At 68.5% G+C, this 26130-nt stretch carries 24 protein-coding genes; 9 read left to right on the top strand and 15 right to left on the bottom strand.

Features of this window, described 5'->3' with window-relative positions:
- Window positions 1-31: 31 nt before the first annotated feature.
- Window positions 32-478 (bottom strand): VOC family protein, encoded by a 447-nt coding sequence (locus C6Y14_RS12115; RefSeq protein WP_107016609.1) that lies wholly within the window; start codon window positions 476-478, stop codon window positions 32-34.
- A 371-nt stretch (window positions 479-849) separates the two neighbouring features.
- Window positions 850-1233 (bottom strand): pyridoxal-phosphate dependent enzyme, encoded by a 384-nt coding sequence (locus tag C6Y14_RS12110; RefSeq protein WP_404828770.1) that lies wholly within the window; start codon window positions 1231-1233, stop codon window positions 850-852.
- A 17-nt stretch (window positions 1234-1250) separates the two neighbouring features.
- Between C6Y14_RS12110 and C6Y14_RS12105 the strand changes: the two genes are divergently transcribed.
- A complete protein-coding gene (locus C6Y14_RS12105) occupies window positions 1251-2594 on the top strand; it encodes an amidase family protein (protein WP_107016608.1) in 1344 nt (447 codons plus the stop codon).
- A gap of 607 nt (window positions 2595-3201) precedes the next feature.
- Complete coding sequence (locus C6Y14_RS12100) at window positions 3202-4674, top strand: MFS transporter (RefSeq protein ID WP_107016607.1); 1473 nt, start codon at window positions 3202-3204, stop codon at window positions 4672-4674.
- A 120-nt stretch (window positions 4675-4794) separates the two neighbouring features.
- Here the strand turns inward: C6Y14_RS12100 and C6Y14_RS12095 are convergent, their stop codons facing one another.
- The 5 genes from C6Y14_RS12095 to C6Y14_RS12075 all read right to left on the bottom strand — a co-directional run bounded on the left by C6Y14_RS12095 (window position 4795) and on the right by C6Y14_RS12075 (window position 9453).
- Window positions 4795-5970, bottom strand: a complete 1176-nt coding sequence (locus C6Y14_RS12095) for an acyl-CoA dehydrogenase family protein (RefSeq protein WP_107016606.1) — start codon at window positions 5968-5970, stop codon at window positions 4795-4797.
- 346 nt (window positions 5971-6316) lie between these two features.
- A complete protein-coding gene (locus tag C6Y14_RS12090; protein ID WP_107016605.1) occupies window positions 6317-6778 on the bottom strand; it encodes a cupin domain-containing protein in 462 nt (153 codons plus the stop codon).
- A 222-nt stretch (window positions 6779-7000) separates the two neighbouring features.
- Window positions 7001-8056: a class I SAM-dependent methyltransferase gene (locus tag C6Y14_RS12085; protein WP_107016604.1), complete on the bottom strand. Its 1056-nt coding sequence runs from the start codon at window positions 8054-8056 to the stop codon at window positions 7001-7003.
- A gap of 548 nt (window positions 8057-8604) precedes the next feature.
- On the bottom strand, window positions 8605-9105 hold the full coding sequence (locus C6Y14_RS12080; protein WP_107016603.1) for an SRPBCC family protein: 501 nt from the start codon (window positions 9103-9105) through the stop codon (window positions 8605-8607).
- A 138-nt stretch (window positions 9106-9243) separates the two neighbouring features.
- A complete protein-coding gene (locus tag C6Y14_RS12075; protein ID WP_159074222.1) occupies window positions 9244-9453 on the bottom strand; it encodes a hypothetical protein in 210 nt (69 codons plus the stop codon).
- Between C6Y14_RS12075 and C6Y14_RS12070 the strand changes: the two genes are divergently transcribed.
- The 3 genes from C6Y14_RS12070 (at window position 9452) to C6Y14_RS12060 (ending at window position 12517) form a co-directional block, all read left to right on the top strand.
- Window positions 9452-9787 (top strand): hypothetical protein, encoded by a 336-nt coding sequence (locus C6Y14_RS12070; protein WP_225891027.1) that lies wholly within the window; start codon window positions 9452-9454, stop codon window positions 9785-9787. The genes C6Y14_RS12075 and C6Y14_RS12070 overlap by 2 nt on opposite strands.
- A gap of 308 nt (window positions 9788-10095) precedes the next feature.
- Window positions 10096-11151, top strand: a complete 1056-nt coding sequence (locus C6Y14_RS12065) for an alpha/beta fold hydrolase (protein WP_107016600.1) — start codon at window positions 10096-10098, stop codon at window positions 11149-11151.
- A gap of 511 nt (window positions 11152-11662) precedes the next feature.
- A complete protein-coding gene (locus C6Y14_RS12060) occupies window positions 11663-12517 on the top strand; it encodes an alpha/beta fold hydrolase (protein WP_199854715.1) in 855 nt (284 codons plus the stop codon).
- Between the two features lie 85 nt (window positions 12518-12602).
- On the opposite strand, the gene C6Y14_RS12055 is transcribed toward C6Y14_RS12060, so the two are convergent.
- The gene (locus C6Y14_RS12055) at window positions 12603-12962 is read right to left on the bottom strand and encodes a hypothetical protein (protein ID WP_107016936.1); all 360 of its coding nucleotides are present in this window, start codon (window positions 12960-12962) and stop codon (window positions 12603-12605) included.
- 281 nt (window positions 12963-13243) lie between these two features.
- On the opposite strand from C6Y14_RS12055, the gene C6Y14_RS12050 reads away from it, so the two are divergent.
- Window positions 13244-13846 (top strand): TetR/AcrR family transcriptional regulator, encoded by a 603-nt coding sequence (locus C6Y14_RS12050; protein WP_107016598.1) that lies wholly within the window; start codon window positions 13244-13246, stop codon window positions 13844-13846.
- Here the strand turns inward: C6Y14_RS12050 and C6Y14_RS12045 are convergent.
- Together C6Y14_RS12045 and C6Y14_RS12040 are read right to left on the bottom strand one after the other, a co-directional pair.
- Entirely contained in the window at window positions 13843-14730 is an 888-nt protein-coding gene (locus C6Y14_RS12045) for a Bax inhibitor-1/YccA family membrane protein (protein ID WP_107016597.1), read from the bottom strand. The two genes, C6Y14_RS12050 and C6Y14_RS12045, sit on opposite strands and share 4 nt — an antisense overlap.
- A 249-nt stretch (window positions 14731-14979) precedes the next feature.
- Complete coding sequence (locus C6Y14_RS12040; RefSeq protein WP_199854714.1) at window positions 14980-15780, bottom strand: GNAT family N-acetyltransferase; 801 nt, start codon at window positions 15778-15780, stop codon at window positions 14980-14982.
- Window positions 15781-16049: 269 nt separating this feature from the next.
- Here C6Y14_RS12040 and C6Y14_RS12035 point away from each other — a divergent pair, with 269 nt between their 5' ends.
- Together C6Y14_RS12035 and C6Y14_RS12030 are read left to right on the top strand one after the other, a co-directional pair.
- Complete coding sequence (locus tag C6Y14_RS12035) at window positions 16050-18833, top strand: ATP-binding protein (RefSeq protein WP_107016596.1); 2784 nt, start codon at window positions 16050-16052, stop codon at window positions 18831-18833.
- Window positions 18834-18974: 141 nt separating this feature from the next.
- On the top strand, window positions 18975-19463 hold the full coding sequence (locus C6Y14_RS12030) for an SRPBCC family protein (protein WP_107016595.1): 489 nt from the start codon (window positions 18975-18977) through the stop codon (window positions 19461-19463).
- A 97-nt stretch (window positions 19464-19560) separates the two neighbouring features.
- Here C6Y14_RS12030 and C6Y14_RS12025 read toward each other — a convergent pair whose 3' ends face one another.
- From C6Y14_RS12025 to C6Y14_RS12005, 5 genes are all read right to left on the bottom strand, one after another.
- The gene (locus C6Y14_RS12025; RefSeq protein ID WP_159074221.1) at window positions 19561-21216 is read right to left on the bottom strand and encodes an AMP-dependent synthetase/ligase; all 1656 of its coding nucleotides are present in this window, start codon (window positions 21214-21216) and stop codon (window positions 19561-19563) included.
- Between the two features lie 127 nt (window positions 21217-21343).
- A complete protein-coding gene (locus C6Y14_RS12020; RefSeq protein WP_107016593.1) occupies window positions 21344-22285 on the bottom strand; it encodes a hypothetical protein in 942 nt (313 codons plus the stop codon).
- Between the two features lie 4 nt (window positions 22286-22289).
- Window positions 22290-23261, bottom strand: a complete 972-nt coding sequence (locus C6Y14_RS12015) for an NAD(P)-dependent oxidoreductase (protein WP_107016592.1) — start codon at window positions 23259-23261, stop codon at window positions 22290-22292.
- 193 nt (window positions 23262-23454) lie between these two features.
- A complete protein-coding gene (locus tag C6Y14_RS12010) occupies window positions 23455-24024 on the bottom strand; it encodes a flavin reductase family protein (protein WP_107016591.1) in 570 nt (189 codons plus the stop codon).
- 65 nt (window positions 24025-24089) lie between these two features.
- Entirely contained in the window at window positions 24090-25292 is a 1203-nt protein-coding gene (locus C6Y14_RS12005) for an acyl-CoA dehydrogenase family protein (protein WP_107016590.1), read from the bottom strand.
- A gap of 127 nt (window positions 25293-25419) precedes the next feature.
- On the opposite strand from C6Y14_RS12005, the gene C6Y14_RS12000 reads away from it, so the two are divergent.
- Window positions 25420-26001: a TetR/AcrR family transcriptional regulator gene (locus C6Y14_RS12000; protein WP_107016589.1), complete on the top strand. Its 582-nt coding sequence runs from the start codon at window positions 25420-25422 to the stop codon at window positions 25999-26001.
- The last annotated feature ends 129 nt before the right edge of the window (window positions 26002-26130 follow it).

Below are 26130 nucleotides of genomic sequence, written 5' to 3'. Positions count from 1 at the left end.
GCCGACCAGATCGGCCGCACCGGACCGGCCCTCAACGGCCGGGGGCCCGCTCCGTAACCTCCTGGAGGAACCACTCGTTCCCATCGAGGTCCTTGAAGGAGGCGAAGGTGCCGTAGCTGGCCCGCTCCGGGTCCAGGCCGGGCACACGGTGGGCGTCGCCGGCGTGGTGGAAGGCGCCAGTCTCGTCGCGGAAGGGGCCCGACACCTCCACACCGCGGGCGGTCAACTCCTCCTGCGCCTTGACGATGTCGGTAACCGTCAGCTGCAGCCCGTGGAGGGTGCCCGCCTCCTGCTGAGTGAGGCCCTCACCGAAGATGATCGAGCATTCCGAGCCGGGCGGTGTCGCCTGCACAATGCGGTATCCGTCGTTGATCGGGAAGTCGGCGTCCAAACGCCAGCCGAGCTGCCCGACGTAGAAACCTTTGGCACGGTCCACGTCCTCGACCGGAAGGATGACAACTTCGAGCTTCATGTCCATGGCTACGATCCTGATCTGTGTCGTTGCTGTGTGTGCGGGTCGGTGCGTCCACTGTCGTGTGTGATGGTGGACCCCGCATCAGTCACCTGACGGTGTGTTCCGGGCGGCCGCTCGTTCCCGTGCGCGGTCATGTCTTACGTCGGTGGCGGATCCCGGCGTCCCGTCGCCGTCAAGGATCACGCCCGGCTACGCAACCGAAGAAGGGACCCAACGCGGTGCCGACTCACCGGACACAACTTCGACGAGCCGGCCGACAACGGAGTCCCTCGCCCGGTCCCAGCGGACAGGTGCACCCCGCTGCCACGGTCGAGAAGGCCATGATTGCCCGCCCTTTCGCGCACCGGGGTCGATCTCGGCCCAATGACGTCGGTTCAGGAGGGGTCTCCGGCGAACAGATCGCCCGCAAGATATTTAAGTCCTGTGTCCGGGACGACCGTCACCACTGTGCGGCCGGCCCCCGCACGCCGCGCCAGACGGATCGCCCCGGTGATGTTGAGGGCGCCGGAAGTCCCTGTGCACACGCCCTCCTGCCGGGCCGGTGACGGCACCAGGCGACGTGCTTCCTCCTCATCGACAGTGCGGGCCTCGTCGTACACATCCCGGGTCAGCAGGGGCGGGACGACACCCGTGCCGACGCCTTCGACCCGGTGCGCACCGGCTCCGGTCCGCACCAACCTGCCGGTCTCCTCGCGACCGTATCTTGACGTGGTACAGGTCGAGTGTGATCGAGTCTCAGAGGCGGCCAGCCACCCCACGCACGGAGGAGAGCCCCATGACACGGAACGAGCCGGGCCGAGAGCGGATCAGCACCGAGGAGACAGTACGGACAGCGCTCGACCGTGCGGACGCGGCCGAAGGGCTCAACGCCTTCATCGCCCTCGACATCGAAGGAGCACTCGAAGAGGCCGTTCGACACGATGCCCGCAGGGGGTGGGACGAGCGCTGGTGCTTGGCGGTCAAGGACAACATCCATGTCGCGAACCTCCCCAACACGGCGGGCACACCGGCCCTCGCGCATTTCGTCCCCGGCAGGGACGCGCCCGTGGTGGCGGCGCTGCGGTCCGCCGGTGCCATCGTCGTGGGCAAGACGAACATGCACGAACTGGCGTTGGGCGGCACCTCCCACAATCACACGTTCGGTGCCGTCGGCAACGCCACCGATCCCGCGCTCTTCGCCGGCGGAAGCAGCGGAGGCACGGCGGCGGCGGTGGCGGCGGGAATCGTCGACGCCGGGCTGGGCACCGACACCGGCGGTTCCGTCACCATCCCGGCGGCGCTCAACGGTGTCTACGGCCTGCGCCCGAGCAGCGGCCGTTATCCGGCGGACGCGATGACGCCCCTGTCGGTCACCCGTGACACCCCGGGACCCATCACGCGCACACTCGAACGTCTGACGGCCATGGACACCATGATCACTGGGGAGACCGGTGATGTGATCGAGTCCGGCCGCCGGCTGCGCCTGGGGCTGCCGCGACAGATATTCGCCGAGGACCTGGACGACGAGGTTCGGGCCGCCTGGGAGAACGCCCTGGGCCGCCTCGCCGTCGCATCCATCGAGTGGGTCCCTGTCGACACGGCCCCACTGGTCGAGTTCGACAAGCGCATCGGTGTTCCACTCGTCCTCGGCGAGTTCTCGGCGGCGTTCAGCCGCTATCTTGACGCCTACGGGACGGGCCTCACCACGGAAGACGTTCTCGAAGCCGTTGCGGATCGGGGTATCGCGGACATGCTGACAGCGACGCTGCCCACCGGACCGGGACACATCGGGCCCAGCGCACTGGCCTCCGCGTTGCGTGACCGTCGCGACATGCAGACCGCGTACGCCTCACTCTTCGGTACGGAACGGCTGGACGCGCTGGTCAGCCCCACCGTGCCCGTCTGCGCCCGGCCCCTGTCCCGGTACGAGGACAGTCTTCCTCTCAACGGCCGTGTGGTCCCCACCTTCTTCACCCTGATCCGCAACACCTCCCCCGCCGCAACCGCCGGACTGCCCTCCGTGACACTTCCCCTGCCTGTCACAACGTCGCCGCCGGTCGGCCTGCAGCTCGTCGGTTCCCACCTGAGCGATCGGAGGCTCCTGGCCACGGCCGCCCGTCTCGATGACCTGCTGGGCTGAACCGGGCGCCGCAGGACACTCTCCACGGGCTCGCGCCCGGCTGCGCACGCCTGCACCCCCTGAGCCCGTGGCCTGAGCAGGTCCGCGAAAACGAACGCTCCGTGTGGGACCTGGTCGTCACAGGCGCGGCGCCTGAGCGGGGCGGAGCCCGGCCCGGTTCTTGGTCCCCCGAACCTGGTCCAGTCGGCACCGGACGGTGGCCCGTACTCCAGGCGAAGGTCATCACACGTTGGACTTGCCAGTCCAATGTTCGTGGTCCATGATGACAGAGCAGGGGCTCTGGAGGGGCACATCACCTCGATGACGGAGGCCTCTGCACAACCATTGCCAGCGCGGCAGTAGTTGCCAAGACCCAGGATGCCGCTCGCTCATCCCGTCTCCGAAGCGCAGACCGTCATCCAAGTCGCCACCTTCTGACGGGACAGGTTCACCGTCCTCGTCACGCTCACCGCGCCCGAGCACCCTGAACAGGCGACGACACCGCTTACCGGAGTCTTTCCCCGGACGCAGTGGCCGCGTCACATCGTGCGTCGTTCCGCAGCCGTACCTCGTCGTCCCACCTGCTACCGATTCTGGCCTTGGTCCCTCCCGGCCGATTGGAACGCTTATGTCTTCCCTACATACCTCTCCCTCTCCCGACAGACGCTGGCTCATCCTCGTCGTCGTTTCCACCGCCCAGCTGATCGTGGTCATCAACGCGGTGGTACTCAACGTCGCCCTGCCTTCGGCACAGGCCGACCTGCACATCTCCGACAGCGCACGACAGTGGGTGCTCACCTCCTACACCCTTGTCTTCGGAGGACTGCTTCTGCTCGGCGGCCGACTGGGAGACCTGTTCGGGCGCAAACGTGTCTTTCTCATCGGACTGATCGGCTTCTCGCTGGCGTCGGCCCTGGGCGGCGTGGCGCCGACCACATGGGTGCTGCTCGTAGCCCGGGCACTACAAGGTGTCTTCGGCGCACTTCTCGCCCCGGCCGTCCTGTCGCTCATCTCGCTGACCTTCCCGGAGGGGAAGGACCGTGCCAGGGCATTCGGTGTCTTCGCCGCCATCACCACCTCCGGTAGCGCACTCGGGTTGCTGCTGGGCGGTGTACTGACCGACTACCTCAACTGGCGCTGGGCACTGCTCATCAGTATTCCGCTCGCCCTCGTCCCGATCGTCGGGGCGCTGCTCTACATCCACGACGACACGGTTACCGACCGTACGGCCCACCTGGACGTGCCCGGTGCGGTACTGGCGACCGCAGGGCTCGCCGTACTCGTCTACGGCTTCCCCCTCGCGCAGGACCGCGGCTGGACCGATGCCGGTACGCTCAGCGCGTTCGCCGTGGGAGTGCTCCTGATAACCGCCTTCGCGTTCCTGCAGACCCGGCGTCGTGACCCTCTGCTGCCGCTGCGGATCCTCACCGAGCGCAACCGGCTGGGCGCCTACACCTCCGCCGGGCTGGGACTGCTGAGCCTGTACGGCGTATCCCTCTTCCTCACCTTCTACCTCCAGACCGTCAAGGGGTACTCGCCGGCACTCACCGGTGTGGGCTTCCTGCCCCTCGTCGTCGCGCAGGCTCTGGGGGCGGCCGGCCTCGGTGCGTGGCTCATGGCCCGGATACGACCCCGGACCATCATGGCGGGCGGCTACCTCGGCGCCGGCGTCTCCGTTCTCCTGCTCGTCCTGCTGGACGCCGACACCCCCTACACACCCGTCCTGCTGATCGCACAGATCGGCATCGGACTTGGTCTGGGTGCGGCTCTCATGCCGGCCACCAGTCTGGCCAGCTACAACGTTCGCTCCGAGGACGCGGGGGTGGCCTCGGCGATGATCAACATATCCCAGCAGGTGGGCGGATCGATCGGCACCGCCCTGCTGAACACCATCGCCAGCACCGCGACCGCCGGCTACCTCGTCGCCCACCACACGGCCGCGCGGCAGACGGCGCTCGTTCACGGCTACCACACCGCATACATCTGGGCGGCCGGATCACTCTTCGCCGCCGCTCTCGTCTCATTCCTCCTGGTGAACCTGCCACGCCCGCGCGGGGTTTCCACGCTCGCACCGGTCACCACGAAAGAGAAGGCCGTTTGACGCACCTGTGCCGGTGGACCTGGCTGCGGGACCCCGTTCGTGGCCTCGAACGCGGTCCCCGCAGCCAGGTCCACCGGCACGCGGGGGGTGAGCGAAAGTACCGACCCGGATCGGGGGATGTCAGATGAGTGGGGTGTTGGGCTCCAGCCCACACAGTCCCCGGCCGTAGAGTTCATAGGCCGTGGTGTGGCTCAGCAGAGCGTGTCGGCCGAGCGCATGTACGTCCCTCCAGTAACGCTGCATGGGAATGTCGCTGTAAAGGGATGAGGCACCACTGGCGGAATTGAGGATGTCCATGGCCTCCGCCGCCAGCTCGAACGTGCGCCCGATGTCAGCGCGCATGCGCAGGCGTTCCTCCAGGTTCCAGGTCCCGCCCTCCGCCGCCCTGCTGTCCATGAGATCAGCGGCGCGGTACGCATGCCACTGCGCCTCGTCGATACGCAAGGACGCCTGTGCGACCTGCAGGTGCGTCACAGGAGCTTCCGCCTGCCTGTCGTACGCGGTGTAGGTGATCCCCCGGGTGGGCAGCCGTTCGAAGAACAATTCCCGGGCGGCTCTGACGATCCCGAGTACCGTGCCCGTCATGGAAACCGCTCCGGTAAGCAGAGCAGGCGTCCGGTAGACCGGGTTCCCCGTATTGCCGGCGTACTGCTCCTGCAGCATCGGCCCCATCGGCAGGACGCGGGACGACGGGACAAGCACATCCTCGGCCTCGACGGTGACGCTGCCCGTACCGCGCAGCCCCATGGTGTCCCAGTCGTCGACGATCCTGAGATCGCGAGTGGGGACCAGGAGCATCAGTGGCTCCGCGCCACCCTGCGGCGCCGGAGCCACGGCGACCAGCTGGGTCCACTGACTGTGCAGGGCTCCGGTGGTGAACCCCCAGCGGCCGCTCACCCGGAATCCGCCGTCCACGGGTGCGGCCGGTCCTCCCGGACTGAGGACTCCGCTCACCCGGACCTCGGGATCGGCGAAGATCTCGTCCTGCACGGAATCCGGGAACAGGCTGACCAACCAGGAGCACAGGACGTAGTTCGTCGCCACCCAGGCGGTGGAACCGTCGCCTCGGGCCAGTTCCGCCATGACCGAGACGACCGTCCTCAGGTCGGACTCCTGCCCCTGGTAGCGAGAGGGCATCCGCATCCGGAGCAGTCCGGAACCGGCAAGTTCCTGGAGGAGGTGATCGGGCAGCCGCCGGCTCTGCTCCGCCTCGACGGCGCTGCGCCGCAGGACGGGCACCAGGGCCGCTGCGCGGTCGAGCAGTTCGGGGGCATGAGGCGGTGACGCGTTCTTCATGAGTGACCTTCACTCCATCAAATGTCGGGAAGCGATCCGGAATGCATGCTGAAGGGCCGTGGCACTCGATCAACACGGCCGGAGGGAGTGTCCGAGCGGAAATCAGCGGAAAATCCGATAGGCCGAATCCCTCGTATGCGGCAGTCTGCCTGCCTCCTGAGACACACTACATTCATCGCCGTTCACACATGTCGACCGCCTCAGAACACTCGGGTCTCGGCGCCCCGCCCCGTCCGCAGGCTCCCGGTCTCTCCGGTGGCCCGCCTCGGACCGACGCCGGCCACCGCCGGTGTTGGGGGGGCCAACGCGCTGAGCGCGGTTGGCCCCCCAACACCGGCGCTCAGCTCTAGTAGGTGGTGACCAGAGGCTGCGTCTCGTCGACGACGTAGGTGGAGAGCATCATCGTCGTCACCTTGCCGACGTTGCGGGCATTGTGGATGGCTCCCGACGGAATGAAGAAGGGATCGCCGGTCCGCAGCCTGAGGGAGGGCCTGTCGTCGAACTCCATCACGACGTCTCCACGGACGATGTATCCGACCTCCACACCGGGGTGACTGTGGCGGCCGGACTCCTTACGCCGGGGGATCTCCACCAGCGTCTGGACCGCGTTCCAGCCCTTCGCCGGTGAGGGGTGCTCCTGGAGCAGGGTACGGGTGACCCCACCTGTCGGATCAGGATCACCCTGGTGGTGATGGTGAGACGTGTGAGTGGCTGTCGCGGCGTCGGCGGTCGAAGCCAGGGCGGCGGCGCCCAGCGCACCAGCGGCGGCGACACCCCCCGTACGCAGAACAGAGCGTCGGTTGATCATCGCGGATCCTCCATATGGTTCGTCATGTGAGAAGAACAGCCGTTCTCCCACCTATTCACACCTTACCCATCACACCTGCTAGCGACACACGTGTTACTACTCAAATGTATCTCACATGCCTTCGTGTGTGGCGATAAGGTTGGACGAGGTCCGTCCCGTGATATCCGCACGGAGACCGGTTGTTATGGGGTATCCCAACGGTGGCGCAGAGGTGCCGCCGCTTCAGCGCTTCACGTCGTAAATGCGGTTGGTGGACGTCTCGACGGCGAGCTTCCAGCTGTACAGACCGGCTTCGGCGCCGATGGCCTCAAGAGCTTCCGGGCCGGGGTGGTTACCGAGCGCGTACGGGCCGTCCTGCGCCACGGCGGCCGGAAGGCAGAGAATGGCCGATGTGGAGGCGAAGGACCTGCCGATCGGATGGATGTTCTCCCCGGGTTCGGCCGACACGTTCGGTTCGACGATGAGACAACTTCCGTCGTCCGCAAGGGACTTCTCGGCGCGCCGCAGCGCTGCACCGGGATCACCGAGGTCGTGAAGGCAGTCGAAGAACGTGATGAGGTCGTAGTCCCCGCCGGGAATCGCGTCCGCAGACGCGACCTCGAACATCACACGGCCGCTGAGACCCGCTTCGGCGGCCAGCTCACGGGCTGTCTCGACCGAGGGCTCGTGGAAATCGAACCCGTGGAAGCGCGACTGCGGAAACTCCTTGGCCATGAGCACGGTCGAGTGCCCGAAACCACACCCCACGTCGGCTACCGAGGCACCGCGTCGGAGTTTGGCCTCGACACCCTCCATGGCGGGCAGCCACTCCTGGACCAAGGCTGCCTCATATCCGGGCTTGAAAAAGGCGGCAACCCCCTGGGACAGTTCGGGCCCGTAGTCCTGCCAATTCACCCCGCCGCCGGTGCGATAGGCGTTCGCCAGCGCCTCTTCGGCGGCGTAGAGCGGTTTGAGCATCGTGAATCCGCCCCCGACGTACGTCGGTACACTCGGGTCGGCGAGCACGGCTGCGTGTTCATCCGGCAGAACATAGGTATCTGCCTCTGCGTCGCGCAGTACGTAGCCGCCGGCCACCTGTGCCGCGAGCCATTCCCGGACGTAGCGCTCGACGAGTTCCGTCTTCTCGGCCAGTTCGCCCGAGGTGAGCCCTCCCGCCCCCGACATCGCCCTGTAGAGGCCGAGACGGATACCCAGGGAGGTCGATACCCCCGCGAAGGCAGCCGCGTTGTCGGCGGCCACCCGCTCGAGAAACTCCATTGTCTTGTTCTGGTCCGACATGCCGTCAGCCTTTCGACTACAAGTCCTGTTGCCGCACCAGTGCAAGGGGAAAGTGCTGCCGTCACCGGCCGGACCGGAGAGCGGACGCCCGACGGGACCGTGATACGGGTGTTCGGGCTTTCCATGGGACACCGCCCCCGCGGATTCCCCGGGGACACCTGACAGCGGCGCGGCACTGAAGCACGCTGGTGGCTGATAGCCGCCACCGATATGTACAGAGACCGTACTACATGGTTTAGAGGGCAGGCGAAACACGTTTGCCCTGATGGTACGGCCTCCGCGCTCCTGTCCTCCCGTGCTGCAACGCAGCAGGGTCTCCCGATCGCGGATCGGTCCCTCATGGGCTCAGTGGCCACCGCCGAGTCTTTCCCAGCAGCAGTTGGAGAGTGATACCGAGCTCCCTTGGATTGACCGTCGGTCGCCGACAGGGTCCGTCCCGATGGGGCGACCATAGCGATCGACAGTTCGAGAAGGCGTCGAGAAACGGCGACCCGTCACCTCTTGTCCGGGCATGACCGCCACGGTCGCTCCGCCAACATGGCTCCCGCTCACAGCCGATCCGTCACGCGCGGGAGCGCCACGGAAAACTCCGACAGCTTCGCGTGCTGGGCGCGCCACAGATCGGCGAGTCGTTCGGCCCACTCAAGGGAGAGCGTGTCGAGGGTTCTGGGAAGCTCGGCGCGAACGATGCTTTCGACCACGACATCAGTGCCGTCCTCGTGCTCGGTGAGCAGCCACGCCTGGTACAGCTGCACCCCGCCGCCGATCGCCATCCAGCCGATCCGCGAGGGTGGCACGTACTCCCCCCTGAAAACCTCAAACCGGTGTCCGGACCAGTGGATGTCGAAGGTCCCGGTGGACGTCTCGGCACTCACCCCCTCGCACTCGGGTACCCAGCTCCTCAGGTTCGCCACGTCGGTCAGGATGGTGAAGCTGCGTTCCGGCGGGCCGTGCACGACAGCATGAGCCCGATGGAAACGGTGGGCTTCCGCGGGTGAGAAGCCGGACGGCCAGTGGATGTCCGGCTGACGGTGTGCGGCGTCGTGCATCAGAAGTCCTTCTCGCGCGGCTGCTCGGTCATGGGTGCGGCCGCCGGCACACAGCCAAGGGACATTCCCGTACTCCAGACTGTGGATCGACCGTGTGGTTGTGCATACGTCAAATGACTGCGATGGCACCGGGCCACCTCAGCAGACCCTTTTCGGGACCAGGGCGGTCGGGACGCCCCGCAACACGACACGCAACTCTATGCCCAACTTCAGGATGATCTGATAGAGATGCACGCCTGTCCTCCAGCGGGACAGGAACGATCGCTCGGCGATCTGGTTCCACAGCGCTTCAAACACTTGCAACGCCTGCTTCGACGCGACGCGACGCATGCGATATGCGAGATACATGCATGTGGACACTGTGACCCACGCGTCTGCGGCCATGGCGGGCCTCGGGGCCGGCACGGCGAGCGCCGCCGGCTGGCCTCCGCTGCAGACGGGCGGGCATCTCTATACGGGCCCCACCGGAACGGGAGAGATGGTGACGGTCGATCTCGACGACCTCGGCACCTGCCACACGCTGGCGCAGGCCGCCCGCTCGGTTCAGGTCGTCTCGGGCTCCGCTTCCCTGGAGCTCTTCCCCGGCGCCGACTGTACCGGGGCGACCTCATGGCGTACCGGATCACTGGCCCAGTCCGACCTTCCCCGCGCGATGTCGAGCTACCGGGTGGTGGTGGCATAGCAGCACTCCGGGCGCTCGGGCCTCACGGTCCGATCATCGGGACGGACGCAGGTCGCGTCTCGACCGTCATGTGACTGATGTGCGCGCCCCTGCCGAAGACCAGAGTGTGTCCTGCCGGATGGGTGCGGACACGGCAGTGTTGGCGCGCCGCCATCCGGCACAACACTCTTGCGTCACCTGTTTGACAGGTGACGCAAGAGCGTGTCAGGGTCGCCGTACCCAGAGCCGCAGTGAACTGGCGCCGCCGGCACAGGCGGAGCGTTTCGACGGCGCGGGCCGGTCACCGCACACACGACGGAGGGTTCCACATGATCAACAGGCGCACATTCAGCAAAGCCGTCGGCCTGGGCGCCGGTGCTGCCGCGGTAACCCTGACCGGCCTGCAGGCCGAAGCAGCCGCTTCGGCCCGGCCCGGCGCGGCCGCGCCCATCGTGCCAGCCGTAACACCCGGAACCCACACGGGTTTCCGCGCCATCAAGCAGGTCAAGGCAGGCGTCCTGAACGTCGGTTACGCCGAGGCCGGCCCTGCGCACGGCCCTGTCGTCCTGTGTCTGCACGGCTGGCCCTACGACATTCACAGCTTCGTCGACGTGGTCCCGCTCCTCGCCGACCAGGGCTACCGCGTGATCGTTCCCTACCTGCGCGGACACGGCAGCACCCAGTTCCTGTCGCGCAACACCCCTCGCACCGCCGAACAGTCAGCCATCGCTTTGGACATCATCGCGTTCATGGACGCCCTCAAGATCCACAAGGCGGTTCTCGCCGGCTTCGACTGGGGTTCGCGCACCGCCGACATCATCGCGGCGCTGTGGCCCGAGCGGGTCAAGGCTCTGGTCTCCACCAGCGGCTATCTCATCACCGACCGCAAGGCACAGTTGGAGCCCGCCCCGCCGGCCGTCGAGCGCAACTGGTGGTACCAGTGGTACTTCGCCAGCGAACGCGGCAAGAAGGCCATGGAGAACGTCGACGAGCGCATCGCGCTGTGCCGCTACGTGTGGACCCTGGTCTCGCCCAACTGGGGCTTCGACGACGCCACGTTCCGGCGGACCGCCGAGGCTTTCAAGAACCCGGACTACGCCGCCACCGTCCTCTTCAACTACCGCTGGCGCATCGGCCTGGTCGACGGCGAGCGGCGTTACGACCGCTACGAGAAGAAGCTCGCCGCCCAGCCCTCCATCGGCGTCCCCACCATGACCCTCGACGCCGCCCTGGACCCCTTCACCGCACCCGGCAACGGCTCGGCGTACCGCGACCACTTCACCGGTCCCTACGAGCACCGCACCGTCGCGGACATCGGCCACAACCTGCCCCAGGAGGCGCCCACCGCCTTCGCCCAGGCCGTCGTCGACGCCGACCGCCTCTGAATTCCGCACGCGACGCCGGGGCGACGGTCCGCGGTCCACGTCGGAGCGCCCCAAGAAGACCCATCGGACGAGCAACATGCGGGGGAAATCTCCGACCGCCGACGCTTCGGGCGCCGCGCAGGTTGAGACGCGGTGGTCCTGCTGCCCGCCGGGCCTTCGAGCGGAACGGCGGGAACATGACCGCCCCGACGTCCTCACTACCGGACCTCCAGCAGCGCCAGCTCCGCCGATCGCCTTTGCAAGCCACTACATCGCCGGACAGGGGGGCGGGCTGACCGATCCCTGACGATCCACATGAACTGGACCGCCGCACGCGGCCACCGGTCACTCAAGGCCCCGCCGGGACTCCTTCCCCGTGGGGCCGCCCTGTTCCCGAGGGACACACGACCGAGCCGTCACCACCTTGACAGGTGACTTTACGCCTGACAAATTAATCACCAGTCAGGGCGGTGATGGAAGTCGACGAGGCGCCGACCGCCCCACAGTCGGATGTTCCTGAGAGGGGTTTGTTGTGGTGAGTATCAAGGGTGGCCGTAAGCGGTTGCTGACAGGAGTGGTCTCGGCAGTCGCGGCAGGGCTGGCAGTGGGCGCGTTCGCCCTCAGCGGCACTGCCAGCGGGGCGAGCGGAAGAGCCGAATCCGCCGGCAAGCACACCAAGCCGACGGTGGTCCTGGAACACGGGGCCTTCGCCGACGGCTCCAGCTGGAACGGTGTCATTGCCGAACTGCGCGCCGACGGCTACCCCGTCGTAGCCGCCGCCAACCCGCTGCGCGGCCCCGCCTCGGACGCTTCGGCCCTGCGTACCGTCCTCGACCACGTGAAGGGTCCCAAGGTCCTCGTCGGACACTCCTATGGGGGCAACGTCATCAGCCAGGCCGCCACCGACGACCCTCAGGTCAAGGCTCTCGTCTACGTGGCAGCATTCCTCCCCGCCCCCGGCGAGAGCGCTCTGGAGCTCACCAACAAGTTCCCCGGTTCCACCCTTCCTGACGCCCTCGACCCCGTCACCTACGAGCAGGCGGGCGGCGGTACGGCCACCGACCTGTACATCCAGCAGGACAAGTTCCGCCAGCAGTTCGCCGCTGATGTGCCCGCCCGACAGGCCGCCCTCATGGCCGCCGCGCAGCGCCCAGTGGCGCAGGCCGCCTTGGAGGAGAAGGCCGCCAGCGCCGCCTGGGAAACCATCCCCTCCTGGAACATCGTCACCACCCGTGACCTCAACATCCCCGCCGCCGTCCAGAGGTTCATGGCCAAGCGCGCCCACTCCCACACCACCGAGGTCGCCGCCTCGCACTCCGTCGCCGTCTCCCACCCGCGCCTCGTCTCGGACGTGATCGAGCGGGCGGCCCGCGCCACCACTCGCTGACACCGACACGCGGGACAGTCGCGGGCGGCAAGGCCACAGGCCTTGCCGCCCGCGACTGTCCCTTCGTACCCAGCGCTGTGCCGTGTCAGCCCCGAGCCGTCCGCTCCAGCAGCCGGGAGGCCGCGGACATGGACGGCCCGGAGTCCGCGGTCGTCCGGGAGGTCACCTCAACCAACTGGGCCAGCAGCCGGGCCAGCCGACCGTCAGCGGTGTACGTGAGGACGAGACTGCCTTCCCACAAGGTCTCGCGCAGCACGACGGGAGTGATCTGTCCGTCACCGGCACAGGCCGTCAGGACACGAGCTGCCAGGGACCGCTCCAACGGCCCCGGAACCCAGACCCCTGCGTCCAGGTCCTCGGTCAGGGCGGCGGTCAGGGAGGCGAGCTGCTTCGCGGCCGACGTGGGCCGGTCCGGGGCGGGCAAAGTCTTAGCGTCATGGGTCATAGGATGAGTCGCCTTCTGTTCCGTGCGGATGATGCGGTCGGTGATGTGCCACCAGGTGTCGCGGTGAAACCTCGCCCTGCCCATGTACAGGAAACATGTGCGTATGGCGTGCGTGATCATCGGCCCTGTCCTCCAATGAACACAGTACATATGTCGGCTGCCAACAATCCGGCACAGTGTAGGTTTCATAAACCTATGAGTCGTACGGGTCACCCCCACCTGCCCGGACGGAACGACATGTGTCCTGTCGCGGCACCGTACTGAAGAGAGAACGATCAGCGATGAGGTCGGACGCACAATCCAACCGAGCCCGCATCCTCGTGGCGGCGGCCGAGGTGCTCGCCTCTCCCGGTGACACCTCATTGCAGTCCATCGCGAACAGGGCGAGCGTCGGCAAGGGGACGCTCTACCGCCATTTCCCCAGCCGGGAGTTCCTGGTGTTCGAGGTGTACGGCGCGGAGGTCGATGAACTGGTGGGTACCGTACTGGCCCTCCTGGCCTCCTACAGCCCACCGCTCGCACTGAGCACGTGGCTGGACAGCCTGTTCCGCCTGGGCAGGAACGCCCCGGAGCTCGCAGGAGCCATGAAGGGAGCCGCGGTCGCGCTGATGGAGCAGCGCGACGAACCGTACCGGCCGCTGCTGAAGGCCCTGTCGGCATTGGTGGACGCCAACGAGGCCGCCGGCACCATCGTGCCCGGGACGACACCCGAAGACATACTCCTGCTACTCGGTCCCTTGTGGCACATCGGTACCGGTGCCGGGGACCGGGTCAAAGCCGAGCGGCTCCTCGGCGTGCTCATGCGAGGACTGTGCCCGTCGGCCGCGGCCGGAGGACCGACCGGACCGCAGGATCCTCGCCACGCTGCGGTGCGGTGCGGTTAGTAGAGGTCGTCCGGAAAGAGGGTGAACAGCCGCGCACTCTCCACGTACAGCCACGACAGGGTCAAGGTAAGCCCAAACGCGGCCGGCCAGGAACAGTCACGGGAGACACCGTGTGTGAGGCCCTCCTCGACCTGGCCGAGATGCAGCGGCAGGAACGACAGTCCCAGCACGACGCCCGTGACGCCCATGAGAACGCCGAGGCCGGAGAACCGCAGGCCCGGCCCGTCGGCGCCCACGAGCAGAAACAGCAGCCAGTCCACCAGCGCAAGGATGCACAGCCCGAGCAGGGCGGCGCCGACGAGGCCGCGCACACGCCGGCCCGCCCGCATCCAGCGCATTCTGTGTGCAAGCAGGGTTGCGGCAGATGCCGCCATCGTGCCCAGGACGGTCTGGACGAGGGCACCCGGTGAGAAGTGGCTGGAGACCGTATTCGAAAGCACACCGAGAAACACGCCCTGCACAGCGGCGAACACCAGGGCCGGCAGGGCCGACGGCCGGCTCCTGCGGCGCTGGACCACCACCAATGCCGCCGCGGCCAGCCCGGCGGCGCCCGCGATGCCATACGAGGCGGCGGTGTTGCAGGAGGAGACCGGCGGTACTGTCCACGACAGCCCGGCCACCGCGGCCGTCACCGCAAGAGCCGCCGCCGCACGGAAAAGGACGGCATCCATCGTCATCAGGTCACCAACGACGAACGGCGGAGGAGCGGAGTCCTCCTCGTAACCCCGCGCCGGCTCCTTGCCCGCCCCGGACCGTCCAGAAACGACGGCAGCCCCGGGCTCCGGGCCGCGGGCCGCCGTCTTCTGCCCGCCTCTGCGTTCGAACTGAGGCCGGGTGAGTATCGGATTACTGCTCTTCAGCCAACGGTGCTGCACCGGAACCATGGGAGTTCCCCTTCTCCGTGTCGGCCGCACCCCGCCCGGACCTTCCCGGACGTCGACGACTGCGCGGGAGGTGTCGGCCCGTTTCAGCTTGCCCCGCCGGACAGACCTCGCGCGTCAGTCAGGTGACGGTAGGCGGCGAAGGTGTACGTACGTCCACGACGGAGGTCACCGATGCTTCAGGGAGCGGTCGGAGGACCGTGCCCCTGACGCCTCCCGCAGGCTCGCGGAGCTCTCCGTCGACGGCGGGCCTCACCCTTCAAGCGCGTAGAAGCGCATCGGGGAGTTCGGCTCGAAGCCGATCCGCGGGTACACGGGCGCCCCGGCGGCGGTCGCGTGCAGGGTGGCCCGCCTCAGCCCGGTGGCCCGGCCGCCCTCATACAGCGCCTTGCGTGTCACGGCTTCGCCATACCCCCTGCGCTGTTGGTCCGGGTCGGTGGCGACCAGCACGACGAACAGCCGGCCCTGCGCCTCGACCGTCGCGGCGCAGGCGACCGGGACCCCGTCGCGCAGGGCGAGGTAGGCGTACACCTCCCGCTTCCACAGCACGGAGCCGGCAAGGCCGTCACGGCCGTCGGTCAGGGGGAATCCGTACGCACGTGAGTTGAGATCAGCGTAGGCGCGCAGTTGTTCGTCGGAGCTCACCCGCTCGAACATCAGCTCCGGATGGTGCGGTTCCGGTACCGGCAGCAGGTCCCCGGCCATGCCGGTACCGGGGAAGGCGTAAGCCAGACCCGCACGCTCCGCCGCGTCATCGAGCGCCGCGCGTGCGTCGTCCTCAAGGAGATCCTCGAACAACCACAGGAATCCCGGGTGTTCCTTGGAACGCATGATGTGCGCAGCTCTGTGCAGGCGCTGTTCGAGCAACGGCACGTCGGCACCCGTGTCGGTCAGGGTGACCGCGTTCCAGAAGGCGAAGCGGCAATCCGCCCAGCGCACGGCGATGCCCGGCAGGTCCCGTACGTCCGCGGTCTCGTCCCGGTCGAGCACCATGGCGCGCCAGACCGTGGAGAGTTGTGCCATCGATTCGACCGCGGCCGCACGATCCGTCACAGCGTCTTCCCGTCCGGTCCCAGGTACGAAATATCCACGTCCGGTACAACGACGCGGGACGGCCCGGGGTTCAGATCAAGCGGATGGTGCCCGCCGGTTCCCGCGGTGCGCCCGATTCAGCAGAAGACAGGCCGACGTGAGAGACAACGGTGAAATCAGGTCGTCCTCTAGACTGTGGTGATTGCATAGTTCGCACAGAGCCGGAGTGCGGGCACAGTCAGGTCGGCGTCGGCACCGGGCCTCCGCACGTCAGCCGTTGGAGGCACCCGATGGACGACCGGGATTCGTCGACCTGGCCGGCTTCGACATCTCTGGTGGGACGGGACGCGGATCTGGCGTTCATCCAGTCCTTTTTCGGCAACTCCGACGTACAGGGAGCCGCGCTCCTGCTCTCGGGCGAGGCGGGAGTCGGTAAGACGGCGGTGCTCGACGCGGTGGCGGCCAACGCTCCGGGGGACGGCGTCCGGGTCCTGCGCGCGGCCGGCGTGCAGTTCGAGGCGGACTTCAGCTACGCGGGTCTCAATCAGCTCCTCATACCGCTCTTCGACGACTTCGAGGTCCTGGACGTCGTGCACCGCGATGCCCTGCGGGTCGCGGTGGGCATCGGCAGCGGACCTGCCCCTGATCGGCTGCTCACCTCCACCGCGGTTCTGCTGCTGCTGCGGCTGTTGTCCGCCCGCACACCGCTCCTGCTCGTCATCGACGACCTGCCGTGGCTGGACCGGGCGACCAACGCCGTGCTCGGCTTCGTGGCCCGACGGTTGATCGGCAGTCATGTCGGATTCCTTGCGGCCTCCCGCGACGGTTCCGACAGCTTCTTCGAGTCGAGCGGCCTGAGCGAGTACAGACTGCAGCCGCTGGACGACGCGTCGTCGGCCGCGCTGCTCGCCCTCAGGCATCCCGACCTCTCCCCCGCCGTACGGCGTCGTGTCGCGACCGAGGCACGCGGCAATCCGCTCGCGCTTGTGGAGCTGCCGGTCGCACTCTCCGCCGAGCAGCGCACGACCCTGACGGAGGTGCCTGCAGTGCTGCCCCTGAGCGAGCGCCTGCAGAACCTGTTCGCCTCGCGGGTGGCCCACCTCCCCGCGGCCGGCCGCGATCTGCTGCTGACCGCGGCGCTGGAGGGGACCGGTGACCTCGCCTCGATCGAGGCGGCCGTGGCCGGCCGGGCGACGGTCGACGATCTGGTGCCCGCGGAGCGCGACCGTCTGGTGACGGTCTCGCCCCACAACCGGCGGCTGTTCTTCCGCCATCCCCTGATCGGCTCCGCGGTGGTGGGCATGGCGACCGCCGCGGAACGCAGAAGGGTCCACCGGGCTCTCGCCGACGTACTCCGCGACCAGCCGGAGCGCCGCGCCTGGCACCTGGGGGAAGCAGCCGTCGGCCCCGACGCGGCGGTCGCGGCCCTGCTGGAGGAGGCCGCGCACCACCGGCTGCGGCGCGGTGACGCGCTCGGCGCGGTGACGGCACTGACCCGTGCCGCCGGGCTCAGTACCGTGGCGGCCGACGAGAGCCGCCGCCTGGCCGAGGCGGCCTACATCGGCGCGGACGCGGGTGGTGAACTGGAGGACGCCTCGAAGTTGCTGGCGGGGGCCCGGCTCGTCCACCCCACCGGCCAGGAGTCACTGCACGCGGCAGCCGCGTCCGCGTTCCTGCTGATCAACAAAGACGGCGACATCGACACCGCGTACCGGCTGCTGGTGGGAGCGATCGAAGCCGGGGACCACGGCTACGACGCCTCGGACGGTGCTCTCGTCGAGGCTCTGCACACCCTGGTGCTGCTGTGCTGGTACGGCGGTGACCCGAAGCTGTGGCAGCCCCTGCTCACGTTCGTGGACAGGCTGACCCCCGGCCCGCCCGAACTGCTGTGGGTCCTCACCCGGACCTTCGCGGATCCGGCGCGCACGGGACCGGCGGCACTGCCCGGCCTGGAGAGGCTGATCGCCGACGTGGGGGACGACCCCACCCGGGTGGTGCGCATCGGCACCGCCTCGGTCTACCCGGACCGGCTCGGCGACTTCCGGTGGGCCTCGCGCAGGCTCGTCGAGCAGGGGCGGGCCGGCACCGCCCCCGTCCGCCGGTACCTGGGCGCCCTGATGCACATGGGTCTGGACTACTACCAGCTGGGCAGGTGGGACGACGCCGCTCAGCTGGCCGCCGAAGGACTGTCCCTGTGCGACAACCACGACTACCGGTTCTTCGCGTGGTACTTCCACTACGTGCAGGCGGTCGTGGCTGCGGCGCAAGGTGACGCGCAGACCAGTGCCGCGCTGACCGAGGAGATCGTCCGGTGGGCCACGCCGCGCGGAGCCCATGGCGCACGGTTCTTCGCCTGCCATGCCCGGGCATTGGCCTCTCTTGGCAACGGCGACTACGAAGCCGCGTACCAGCACGCCTGCGCGCTCAGCCCGCCGGGAATTGTGGCGCCCTACGTGCCTATCGCCATGTGGGGCACGATGGACCTGGTCGAGGCGGCCGTCAGGACCGGCCGCCACACGGAGGCTGCCGCGCACGCGGCAGCGGTGCGGGCGTCGGCCATGCCGCAGCTGTCACCCCGGCTGGAACTGCTGACGCTGGCCTGTGAAGCACTGACCAGCCCGGATGAAGCGGGAACCCTCCTCTTCCAGCAGGCGCTGTCCCTGCCCGAGCCGGAACGCCGACCCTTCGACGTCGCACGGGTACGCCTCTTCCACGGCGAACGACTGCGGCGGTTGCGCGCCATGGCGGAAGCCCGGGAGCAGCTGGCTCTGGCGCTGGAGGCCTTCCAGCGCTTGGGCGCCAGGCCCTGGGTGATGCGTACGGCAGCCGAGTTGCGGGCGAGCGGCCAGTCCGCGCCGTCCGCCATCAGGCCCGGACCCGTGGCACTGACCGCACAGGAGCTGCAGATCGCCAGACTCGCCGCGACCGGACTGACCAATAAGCAGATCGCCGAGCGGCTCTTCCTGTCCCACCGGACCATCGGCACACACCTCTACCAGATCTACCCCAAGCTGGGCATCACCTCGCGTGCGGCCCTGAGGGACGCGCTCCACGAACTGGACGCCGACTACTGACGGCCGCATCGTCGGCTCAGTCATTTGACGTATGCCGGGTTCCAGGTCCGCGCGCACAGTGGAGGTGGGAATGTTCTTACGGACGGTCCTTCTCCGGTGGCAAATCCTGACGCCACCTCGTGCCGCCGAGAGGGGACTTGGATGTACGAGACCTCGGACAGTCATCCGAACATTCACTGGCCATCCGGTTTCTCGCCCGGCCAGGGCCACGGCTTCTGCCAGGCACAGGCCGTCGTACACGCGCCGCCGGCCACGGCCTTCGCCCTGCTGGCCGATGTGACGCGCTGGCCGGAATGGGTGCCGGGCATCACCGGGGCACAGACCGGGCCGCTCGAACGCACCTTCGAGGTGCTGTTCCACGGGCACCGGTTCGAGATCTTCCTGGGAGAACACATCCCGCCGCACCGCTTCGGCTGGTCAGGCATCGGCGCCGGAGTCCAGCTGTACCAGGCCTGGCTGTTCACCGCGGCCGAGGACGGCACCCGCGTGGTGACCGAGAACGTCGTCCGGGGACCCGCCGTCACATCCTGCGAACTGCTGTCCCCGGTATGGCCACAGCGCCTGAACATCCTGTGGCTCGCGCAGCTGAAGCGGCTCTCGGAGGTCGCACCGGCCCAGGACGACCAATAGGCCACGGCGGCGGCATCGCCGGGAGCGAAATGTCCTCAAGGGCGCGCGGACGCCATCCCCTGCCGCGTGCGAGCCCCTCAGCCGCCCCGGCCCGCGCTCACTCGTACAGAGCGTCGATGAGCGACACGTACTTGTGCGCCACCCGTGAGCGCCGCAGCTTCATCGTCGGCGTCAACTCGTCGCTGTCGGCGAGCCAGTCGGCGTGCATCACGCGCCAGCGCCGCACCTGTTCCACGCGCGAGAGCCTGCTGTTCGCCGCCGCGACCTCCGCCGCGACCTCCGCGAGCAGCGACTCCTCACCGGTCAGACTGGCGTAGGGCCGGTGGTCGAGTCCGTGGGCGGCTGCCCAGGCACGGACCGCGTCCGGATCGACGACGAGCAGGGCAACGTTGTACGGGCGATCGTCCCCCAGCACACAGGCCTGGCCTATCAGTGGACCTGCGGACTTGAGCGCGTTCTCGATGGCCACCGGCGACATGTTCTTGCCGGAGCTGTTGATGATGATGTCCTTCTTGCGCCCGGTGATGGTCAGGTAGCCGTCCTCGTCCAGCTCGCCCAGGTCGCCAGTGTGCAGCCAGCCGTCGACGACCGCCGCCGCCGTCGCCCCGGGACGACCCCGGTACCCGGTCAGCAACTGCGGTCCGCGGGCCAGGACTTCGCCGTCCGCGGCAATGCACACCGCCGCCCCGTCCAGGGGTACGCCCACAGTTCCCGGCCGACGGTCCCCCGGCGGGTTGGCGGTGAGCACCCCGCAGGTCTCGGACAGGCCCCAGACCTCGGTCAGCGGCAGTCCGAGCGCGGTGAAGAACGTGAGGGTGGCTACCGTGAGTGGCGCGGCCCCGGCGACGAGCAGACGTGCCTCGCCGAGCCCGATCCGGTGCCGGACCGCCTCGGCCTCGTTCCGGGTGAGGTGCGCCGGATCGACTCCCTGGGACTCCAGCACCGCCCGCAGTTTCTCCCAGACACGGGGCACCGACCCGAAGAACGTCGGTCGCACGTGCGGCAGCTCGTCCAGAATCCGGGCACCGTCGGCGAGGCAGGTCACCCTCATGCCGAGTGCCATCCACCAGTAGTGCGCCATCCAGCGGTCGGCCACATGTGCCGAGGGCAGACAGGAGATGACCCTGCCGCCCCGCTCCAGGCCCCCGAGCCGTGTCAGCGAGCGGAGCATCGCGGTCATAGCGCCATGGCTGAGCTCCACTGGCTTCGGGTCGCCCGTCGTGCCCGACGTCCAGATGATCGTCAGCGGTGACTCGGGACCCACGGCGCGCCAGGCCGCGGCGAAGTCGAAGGAGGCAGGGGTCGCCGGCAGTGCGTCGAGGTCGTCGACGTCCACTACATGCCGCACCGACGTGCCGTCGCGGAGATCGCCCGCGTGCGCGAGGAGGTCACGCTCCCCCACCACGACCCGTGTGATGACGCCGTTCAGCATGAAGCGGATCTGTTCGGGCGAGGACGTGGGATACACCGACCAGGGCACGGCGCCCAGGTGCATGGCGGCCGTGTCCAGAAGGGTGAACTCAGGCCGGTTGCGCAGCAGCAGGGCGACTGTGTCGCCGGGTCCCACACCCAAAGCGGCAAGCGCACCGGCGAGCCGTTCCACCCGCTGCGCGCACTCGGCCCAGGTGAGTTCCGTGGTTCCCCGCGCGTCGGTCAGGGCCGTCTCGTCCGGCCGCTCCCGCACCGTCGCTTGGAAGGCTGCGCAGAGACTGCCGAAGTCGGCCATTGGCTCCCGGATGCCTGCTGTCATCATCTTTGTCCCTCCACGGCAGATCCCTGGACCTGCACCTCGTGCAGGCCAGTTCACCGCACCGCGGATACAGGGCGTGCGCGGTGGGTCGCCGAATTTGATCCCGGTTCTCACTGGTACGCGACGGTTGTCAACGGTCCTGAACCTTTCTGCAGCCGGTTGCGTCGGAAGGCGGCAGCAGCTCCGTGACATACCGTGCTTGTTGCAGTATCGGAGTGCCGGATTCGATCAGCTTGGCCAGCGGGTGCTGCCTGTCGTCCCGGCCTGACATCAGGGCGCGTTCGTACGCCACCGCGATCACGTGGTGGACGAGGTCGACCGTCTGCCGCACGTGTGCGGCGAGTTTCTCCGCCGCGGAGAGGGACAGACCCTGCCGCGCGGAGGGGGCTCCCTGCAGGACCGCCGCCAGACTCAGTCGCTCGTCGTGCAGCACGGAGGCCAGTTCGGCGGCCGCGACGGTGACAGGCACCGACCCCCCATTCTCGGGGGATGTCCCGCTCGGAGCCGAGACTGCCAGCACATAAGTGATACGCCGGGCCGTACCCAGTGCCAGGGCCGCGGCCGCTGTCCACACGAAGGCCGCGTCCTCGGCTCGCAACGGCGTGCCTCCGGCATACGTGGCGAACCCCGTCGGCACGTACAGCCCGTCGGACCGGAACACCGGCCTGGACATGTCGTCGTCGCCCGATGAGCCATCGACCGCGCCCGTGAGCACCTTCGAGGGCAACACGAAGAGGTCAGGACCGTTGTGCGTCGTCGTGTGCGTGGGCTGCGGCACGCCCCCGGTGAGCGGCAGGGCCAGCCACCGCGCGGTTCCGGCACGCGGGGGTAGCTGCCATCGTCCGGACAGGGTGAAGCCGCCAGGCACCGGGCGGGCCGCCGGCCCCCCGCTCGGGTCCGTGAGGGGAAAGGCGGTTGCGAGCGGCGCGGCCCAGTTCCACGTGGCGGTGAAAGCCTGCCAGGCCGCTGGTGAGAAGGAGCTGGCTTCCGGCTCGAAGAAGGAGAGCACCTGAGCAAGACCGCTGTCGGGTCCGAATGCCGTCGGGTGGCCACCGTCCGTGAATGCCGTCATGAGCCTAGGCAACCCGATCACCCCTTGCGGTTCCGGTCGTCTCCGGCACGACGTCGTACAGTTCCTCGCCGCGCTGGTAGCGGTACAACTGGTGGCGCAGGAAGTCCGTGGCCGTCCCGGGGAACGTGTCGGCGAGCACTCCCTCATGCGGAGCAACCAGTGCGCCGGGCAGACCCCGGAGCGGATGGCCCGGTGGCAGCGCCCGCGGACCGGTGGCGTCGAGCGCGATCCGAAGCCGGCCCGCACGCACCGCGGCGGCCGCCGCCCGGGTATCCACGAGACCGCCCTGGGAGACGTCCACCAGCAGAGTTCCGTCCTGCAGCAGCGCCAGCGCGTGGGCGCCGAGCACGCCGTGCGTCAGGTCGGTCAACGGCGCGCACAGCACCACTGCGTCCGCCGTGGGCAGCAGCTCGGTCAGCTCCGCCACCCCGTGCACCCGGCCGGCCGGTGTGGTGCGCGCCGTACGACCCACGAGGACCACCTCGCATCGGAGCGCGCCGAGCCGGACGGCGACGGCCGCGCCGACCGCGTCGTAACCGACGACCAGGACACGCTTGCCGACCAGTGTGAACCGCAGCACGCCGCGGACTTCGCCCGGGCTCCGGTGGACCGCGGTCCGGTCGAGTCCGCGACACAGGGACAGCAGCAGGGCGACCGCCAGTTGAGCAGTCGTCCCGCCGCGCCCCGCGCGCCCAGTGGCCAGCTTTGCCCCGGCAGGCAGCGCGTCCAGCAGCGACGCAAGATGAGCATGGCCGGAGCCGAGCAGTTGGAGAACTTCCAAGTTGCACATGTGTGGCAGAACGGAGCGCAGCAGGTATCCGGTGCCGTCGGCCGGGGGCGCGACCAGGAACCTGACCTCGCCGGGGTCGCCGGGCAGCGGGCCCGCACCGTCCCAGTGGTCGTAACAGAACCGGTCCGGCAGGCCAGGAATACGGCTCGGGCGGTACGGGAGCCAAACGGTCGTGCCGTCCTTCATGGTGCATCAGCTACTTCTGCTTTGGAACCGGGCGGACCGGCGCCGACGGGCCGCTGAGCGGCGGGCTGTTCAAGCAACGTTTCATCCTGCGGAGGCCGGCCGCGTGGCCGGCGGCGTCCGTACCGCCACGGGCGCTGGCGCTGTTGGTATGGACGCCGCTCGCATGGAGCCGCTTACTGACGAAACGCATGTGTCACTGTCGGGGGTTCACGTGAGCCTCACCACTCCGGAGCCCGCCCGGCGGCACGCTCCGATGGGAGAGGTGCCGGCCCGCGGCCATCCTCCGGTAACGGCCGCGGTGGAAGACCAGCGGTTCTGCCGCTTCGTCCGCTCCGAAGGCGGTGACCCGCCCGACGACCAGAGTGTGGTCGCCACCGTCGTACTCGTCCCACACGGTGCAGGAGATCCATGCGCACGTGCCAGCCAGCAGCGGCGCCCCCGCGAGGTCCCGCGACCATGTGACGTCCCGGAATCTGTCGGTTCCGCGGCGGGCGAACGCGGCGCTCACTTCCGACTGGTCCGCGGCCAGGACGTTGACGGCGAAAGCGCCGGCGTTTCGGACGAGCGGCCAGGTGCCGGAGGTCCGGGCCGGGGCGAAGGAGACGAGCAGGGGGTCCAGGGACAGGGAGGCAAAGGACTGGCAGGTGAAGCCGACCGGACCCCTCGGTCCGTCGGCCGTGATGACCGTGACACCGGATGCGAAGTGTCCCAGCACATCGCGCGGGGAGATGTCAGTGGTGGTTGGAGTGCCGGGTTCGGACATGATCCCTTTCTTCGGCCGACGGGCGGATACAAGGTCCCCCAAAGGACTGCGCGAGCATCGGCACCTCACACGATGGGGCTGACCGGCCGCGCATCTCCTACCAGCGCCCGCCCGTAGATCTCCTTGGCGAGCCCGGAGTTGAGCGAGGGATGCCGGGAGGCGGTTTCCAGGTCGCGCCAGTGGCGCTGCACGGTCCGGCCGAGCGAGAAGCTGCCCGCGCCGCTGACGCTCAACAGTGTCTGGACCGCCTGGCGCAGGCTCGCCGAAGCGTGTCCGGCGTCCATGCGTACTCTCGCCCGCTCGACGAGCGTGGGGGTGGTTCCCGAAGCCGCTGCCTTTGCGATGAACTCGGCCGAACGCCTGAGGTGCAGGTCTGCGGAGTCGATGAGAGTGGCCGCCTCCGCGAGCGAAGCTTGCACGCTCGGCGAGTCGGCGAGCCGGGCGTGCAGTGACAGCGCCATCGGCTTCCCCCCGTCGACGACCTCCATGGTGAGCCGCATGACCGCCCGCGCGATGCCCAGCAGGGGTCCCGCGGACATCAGCATCATGGATCCCGGCGGGATCCGGTACAGCGGCTGCTCGGACGGCGTGCCGCCCCGCAGGACATCGGCGAAGCCACGCAGCCGGTGGTGCGGGACGAACACTCCGTCAGCCACCAGCGTGTCACTGCCCGTACCGCGCATACCCGCCATGTCCCAAGTCTTTTCGATGGTGAGGGCGCTCGTCGGCACGAGCGCCAAGGCACGTTCGGGCGCGACCCCGGGATCACCCGTCAAGGGGACGCCGACCAAGGCCCAGTCCGCCTGGTGACTGCCGGACGCCCAAGGCCAGGAACCAGTCACGAGCAACCCGCCCTCTGCGGGGGCGGAAGTGGCCTGAGCGCTTGCAAACACCCCCGACATGGGAACCTCAGGGCCCCCGTCCCACAGTTCCCTCAGCGCCCGCTCCCCGAACGAGCCGGTCACCTGCTGAGTGATGTACGACACCATCACCACCCAGGCACTCGACGGACACGCCTGCGCCAGTTCGGCCGCGACCTCAATACTGCCGACGGGTGAGAGTTCGTGTCCGCCGAAACGCTTGGGTACGCCGAGGCTGAACAGACCTGCCCCACGCAGTGCCAGCTCCGCTTCGGCCGTCAGCCGGTTGTCACGTTCGGCCGCGTCCGCCTCGCGGCGCAGCAAGGGCGCGATCTCGCGGGCGGCCAGAACGAGTCGGCGGGTCGTGTCGGTGGACGAGCCGTGCTCGCCGCTGGTCATCGTGACCATCGATCCTCCCAGAAGATGTCATCCGGACCCATGAGTCCACTTACGTGTTCAGTGTAACCGGACCTATGAGTCCATTTATTTCCCGGCGCATGGAGGCGGCATGGAGCAAAGAAGGCACAATGAACAGATGAACGCGGCGCAGACGACTCCAGAACCGCCTCGACAGGATGTGTCCGCCAAGCGCGCCGACGCCCGCCGCAACCGCGAACGGGTCTTCGCTGCGGCGCTGGACGTCTTCGCGAAGTACGGTCTGCAGGGCACCGTGCCGCAGGTCGCCGAGCGCGCCGGCGTGGGCAAAGCCACGGTGTACCGCAGTTACCCCACCAAAGAGGATCTCGTGGAGGCGGTCGTACGGCACCGGCTCGCCGACCTCGACCGGACCACCGCGCCCGTCCTGGCGGAAACCGCGGCGGCGTGGGCCTTCGACGCCTACGTGCCCCTGCTCTTCGACACGCTCGCCCGCGACCGCCTCCTCTCCGAGGTGCTCGCCGAGGCGCGGTCGACGACGCACATCACCCCCCTGCTCGATCTGCTGGCCGATCTGATGGAACAGGCCAGGGCTGCCGGACGAGTACGCCCGGACGCGACCCCGCTGGATCTGCGCGTGGTGCTGTGCGGCATGTGCCTGCAATTGGTCAACCTCTCGGAGCGGGATCCGGCACTGTGGCGCCGGTACGCCGGGCTCACCATCCAGGCGTTGCGACCCTGACCCGGGTCCCGGGCTCGGCGTCCGGCCCGGCCATGGCCCCGCAGATCAGTGGCCGAGCCCGTCAGAACCTCGCCGCAAGACCCCGTTGATGCCGACGCGCCACAGGGTTTCGCCTGCCATGCATAGAAT

This window comes from Streptomyces dioscori, assembly GCF_003024195.1.
Taxonomy (GTDB): Bacteria; Actinomycetota; Actinomycetes; order Streptomycetales; family Streptomycetaceae; genus Streptomyces; species Streptomyces dioscori.
Note: the sequence above shows the minus strand (reverse complement) of the source record. Positions and strands in the feature narration are given on the sequence as shown.

What these genes read in the sequence shown, in the direction of transcription:
- C6Y14_RS12050 (WP_107016598.1), top strand. Translation starts at nt 13,244, where the DNA reads ATGAGGTCGGACGCACAATCCAACCGAGCCCGCATCCTCGTGGCGGCG.
- C6Y14_RS12010 (WP_107016591.1), bottom strand. Translation starts at nt 24,024, where the DNA reads ATGTCCGAACCCGGCACTCCAACCACCACTGACATCTCCCCGCGCGAT.
- C6Y14_RS12055 (WP_107016936.1), bottom strand. Translation starts at nt 12,962, where the DNA reads ATGACCCATGACGCTAAGACTTTGCCCGCCCCGGACCGGCCCACGTCG.
- C6Y14_RS12070 (WP_225891027.1), top strand. Translation starts at nt 9,452, where the DNA reads ATGCATGTGGACACTGTGACCCACGCGTCTGCGGCCATGGCGGGCCTC.
- C6Y14_RS12100 (WP_107016607.1), top strand. Translation starts at nt 3,202, where the DNA reads ATGTCTTCCCTACATACCTCTCCCTCTCCCGACAGACGCTGGCTCATC.
- C6Y14_RS12015 (WP_107016592.1), bottom strand. Translation starts at nt 23,261, where the DNA reads ATGAAGGACGGCACGACCGTTTGGCTCCCGTACCGCCCGAGCCGTATT.
- C6Y14_RS12075 (WP_159074222.1), bottom strand. Translation starts at nt 9,453, where the DNA reads ATGTATCTCGCATATCGCATGCGTCGCGTCGCGTCGAAGCAGGCGTTG.
- C6Y14_RS12005 (WP_107016590.1), bottom strand. Translation starts at nt 25,292, where the DNA reads ATGGTCACGATGACCAGCGGCGAGCACGGCTCGTCCACCGACACGACC.
- C6Y14_RS12045 (WP_107016597.1), bottom strand. Translation starts at nt 14,730, where the DNA reads ATGGTTCCGGTGCAGCACCGTTGGCTGAAGAGCAGTAATCCGATACTC.
- C6Y14_RS12090 (WP_107016605.1), bottom strand. Translation starts at nt 6,778, where the DNA reads ATGATCAACCGACGCTCTGTTCTGCGTACGGGGGGTGTCGCCGCCGCT.
- C6Y14_RS12020 (WP_107016593.1), bottom strand. Translation starts at nt 22,285, where the DNA reads ATGACGGCATTCACGGACGGTGGCCACCCGACGGCATTCGGACCCGAC.
- C6Y14_RS12025 (WP_159074221.1), bottom strand. Translation starts at nt 21,216, where the DNA reads ATGATGACAGCAGGCATCCGGGAGCCAATGGCCGACTTCGGCAGTCTC.
- C6Y14_RS12085 (WP_107016604.1), bottom strand. Translation starts at nt 8,056, where the DNA reads ATGTCGGACCAGAACAAGACAATGGAGTTTCTCGAGCGGGTGGCCGCC.
- C6Y14_RS12080 (WP_107016603.1), bottom strand. Translation starts at nt 9,105, where the DNA reads ATGCACGACGCCGCACACCGTCAGCCGGACATCCACTGGCCGTCCGGC.
- C6Y14_RS12115 (WP_107016609.1), bottom strand. Translation starts at nt 478, where the DNA reads ATGGACATGAAGCTCGAAGTTGTCATCCTTCCGGTCGAGGACGTGGAC.
- C6Y14_RS12030 (WP_107016595.1), top strand. Translation starts at nt 18,975, where the DNA reads ATGTACGAGACCTCGGACAGTCATCCGAACATTCACTGGCCATCCGGT.
- C6Y14_RS12035 (WP_107016596.1), top strand. Translation starts at nt 16,050, where the DNA reads ATGGACGACCGGGATTCGTCGACCTGGCCGGCTTCGACATCTCTGGTG.
- C6Y14_RS12065 (WP_107016600.1), top strand. Translation starts at nt 10,096, where the DNA reads ATGATCAACAGGCGCACATTCAGCAAAGCCGTCGGCCTGGGCGCCGGT.
- C6Y14_RS12095 (WP_107016606.1), bottom strand. Translation starts at nt 5,970, where the DNA reads ATGAAGAACGCGTCACCGCCTCATGCCCCCGAACTGCTCGACCGCGCA.
- C6Y14_RS12105 (WP_107016608.1), top strand. Translation starts at nt 1,251, where the DNA reads ATGACACGGAACGAGCCGGGCCGAGAGCGGATCAGCACCGAGGAGACA.
- C6Y14_RS12000 (WP_107016589.1), top strand. Translation starts at nt 25,420, where the DNA reads ATGAACGCGGCGCAGACGACTCCAGAACCGCCTCGACAGGATGTGTCC.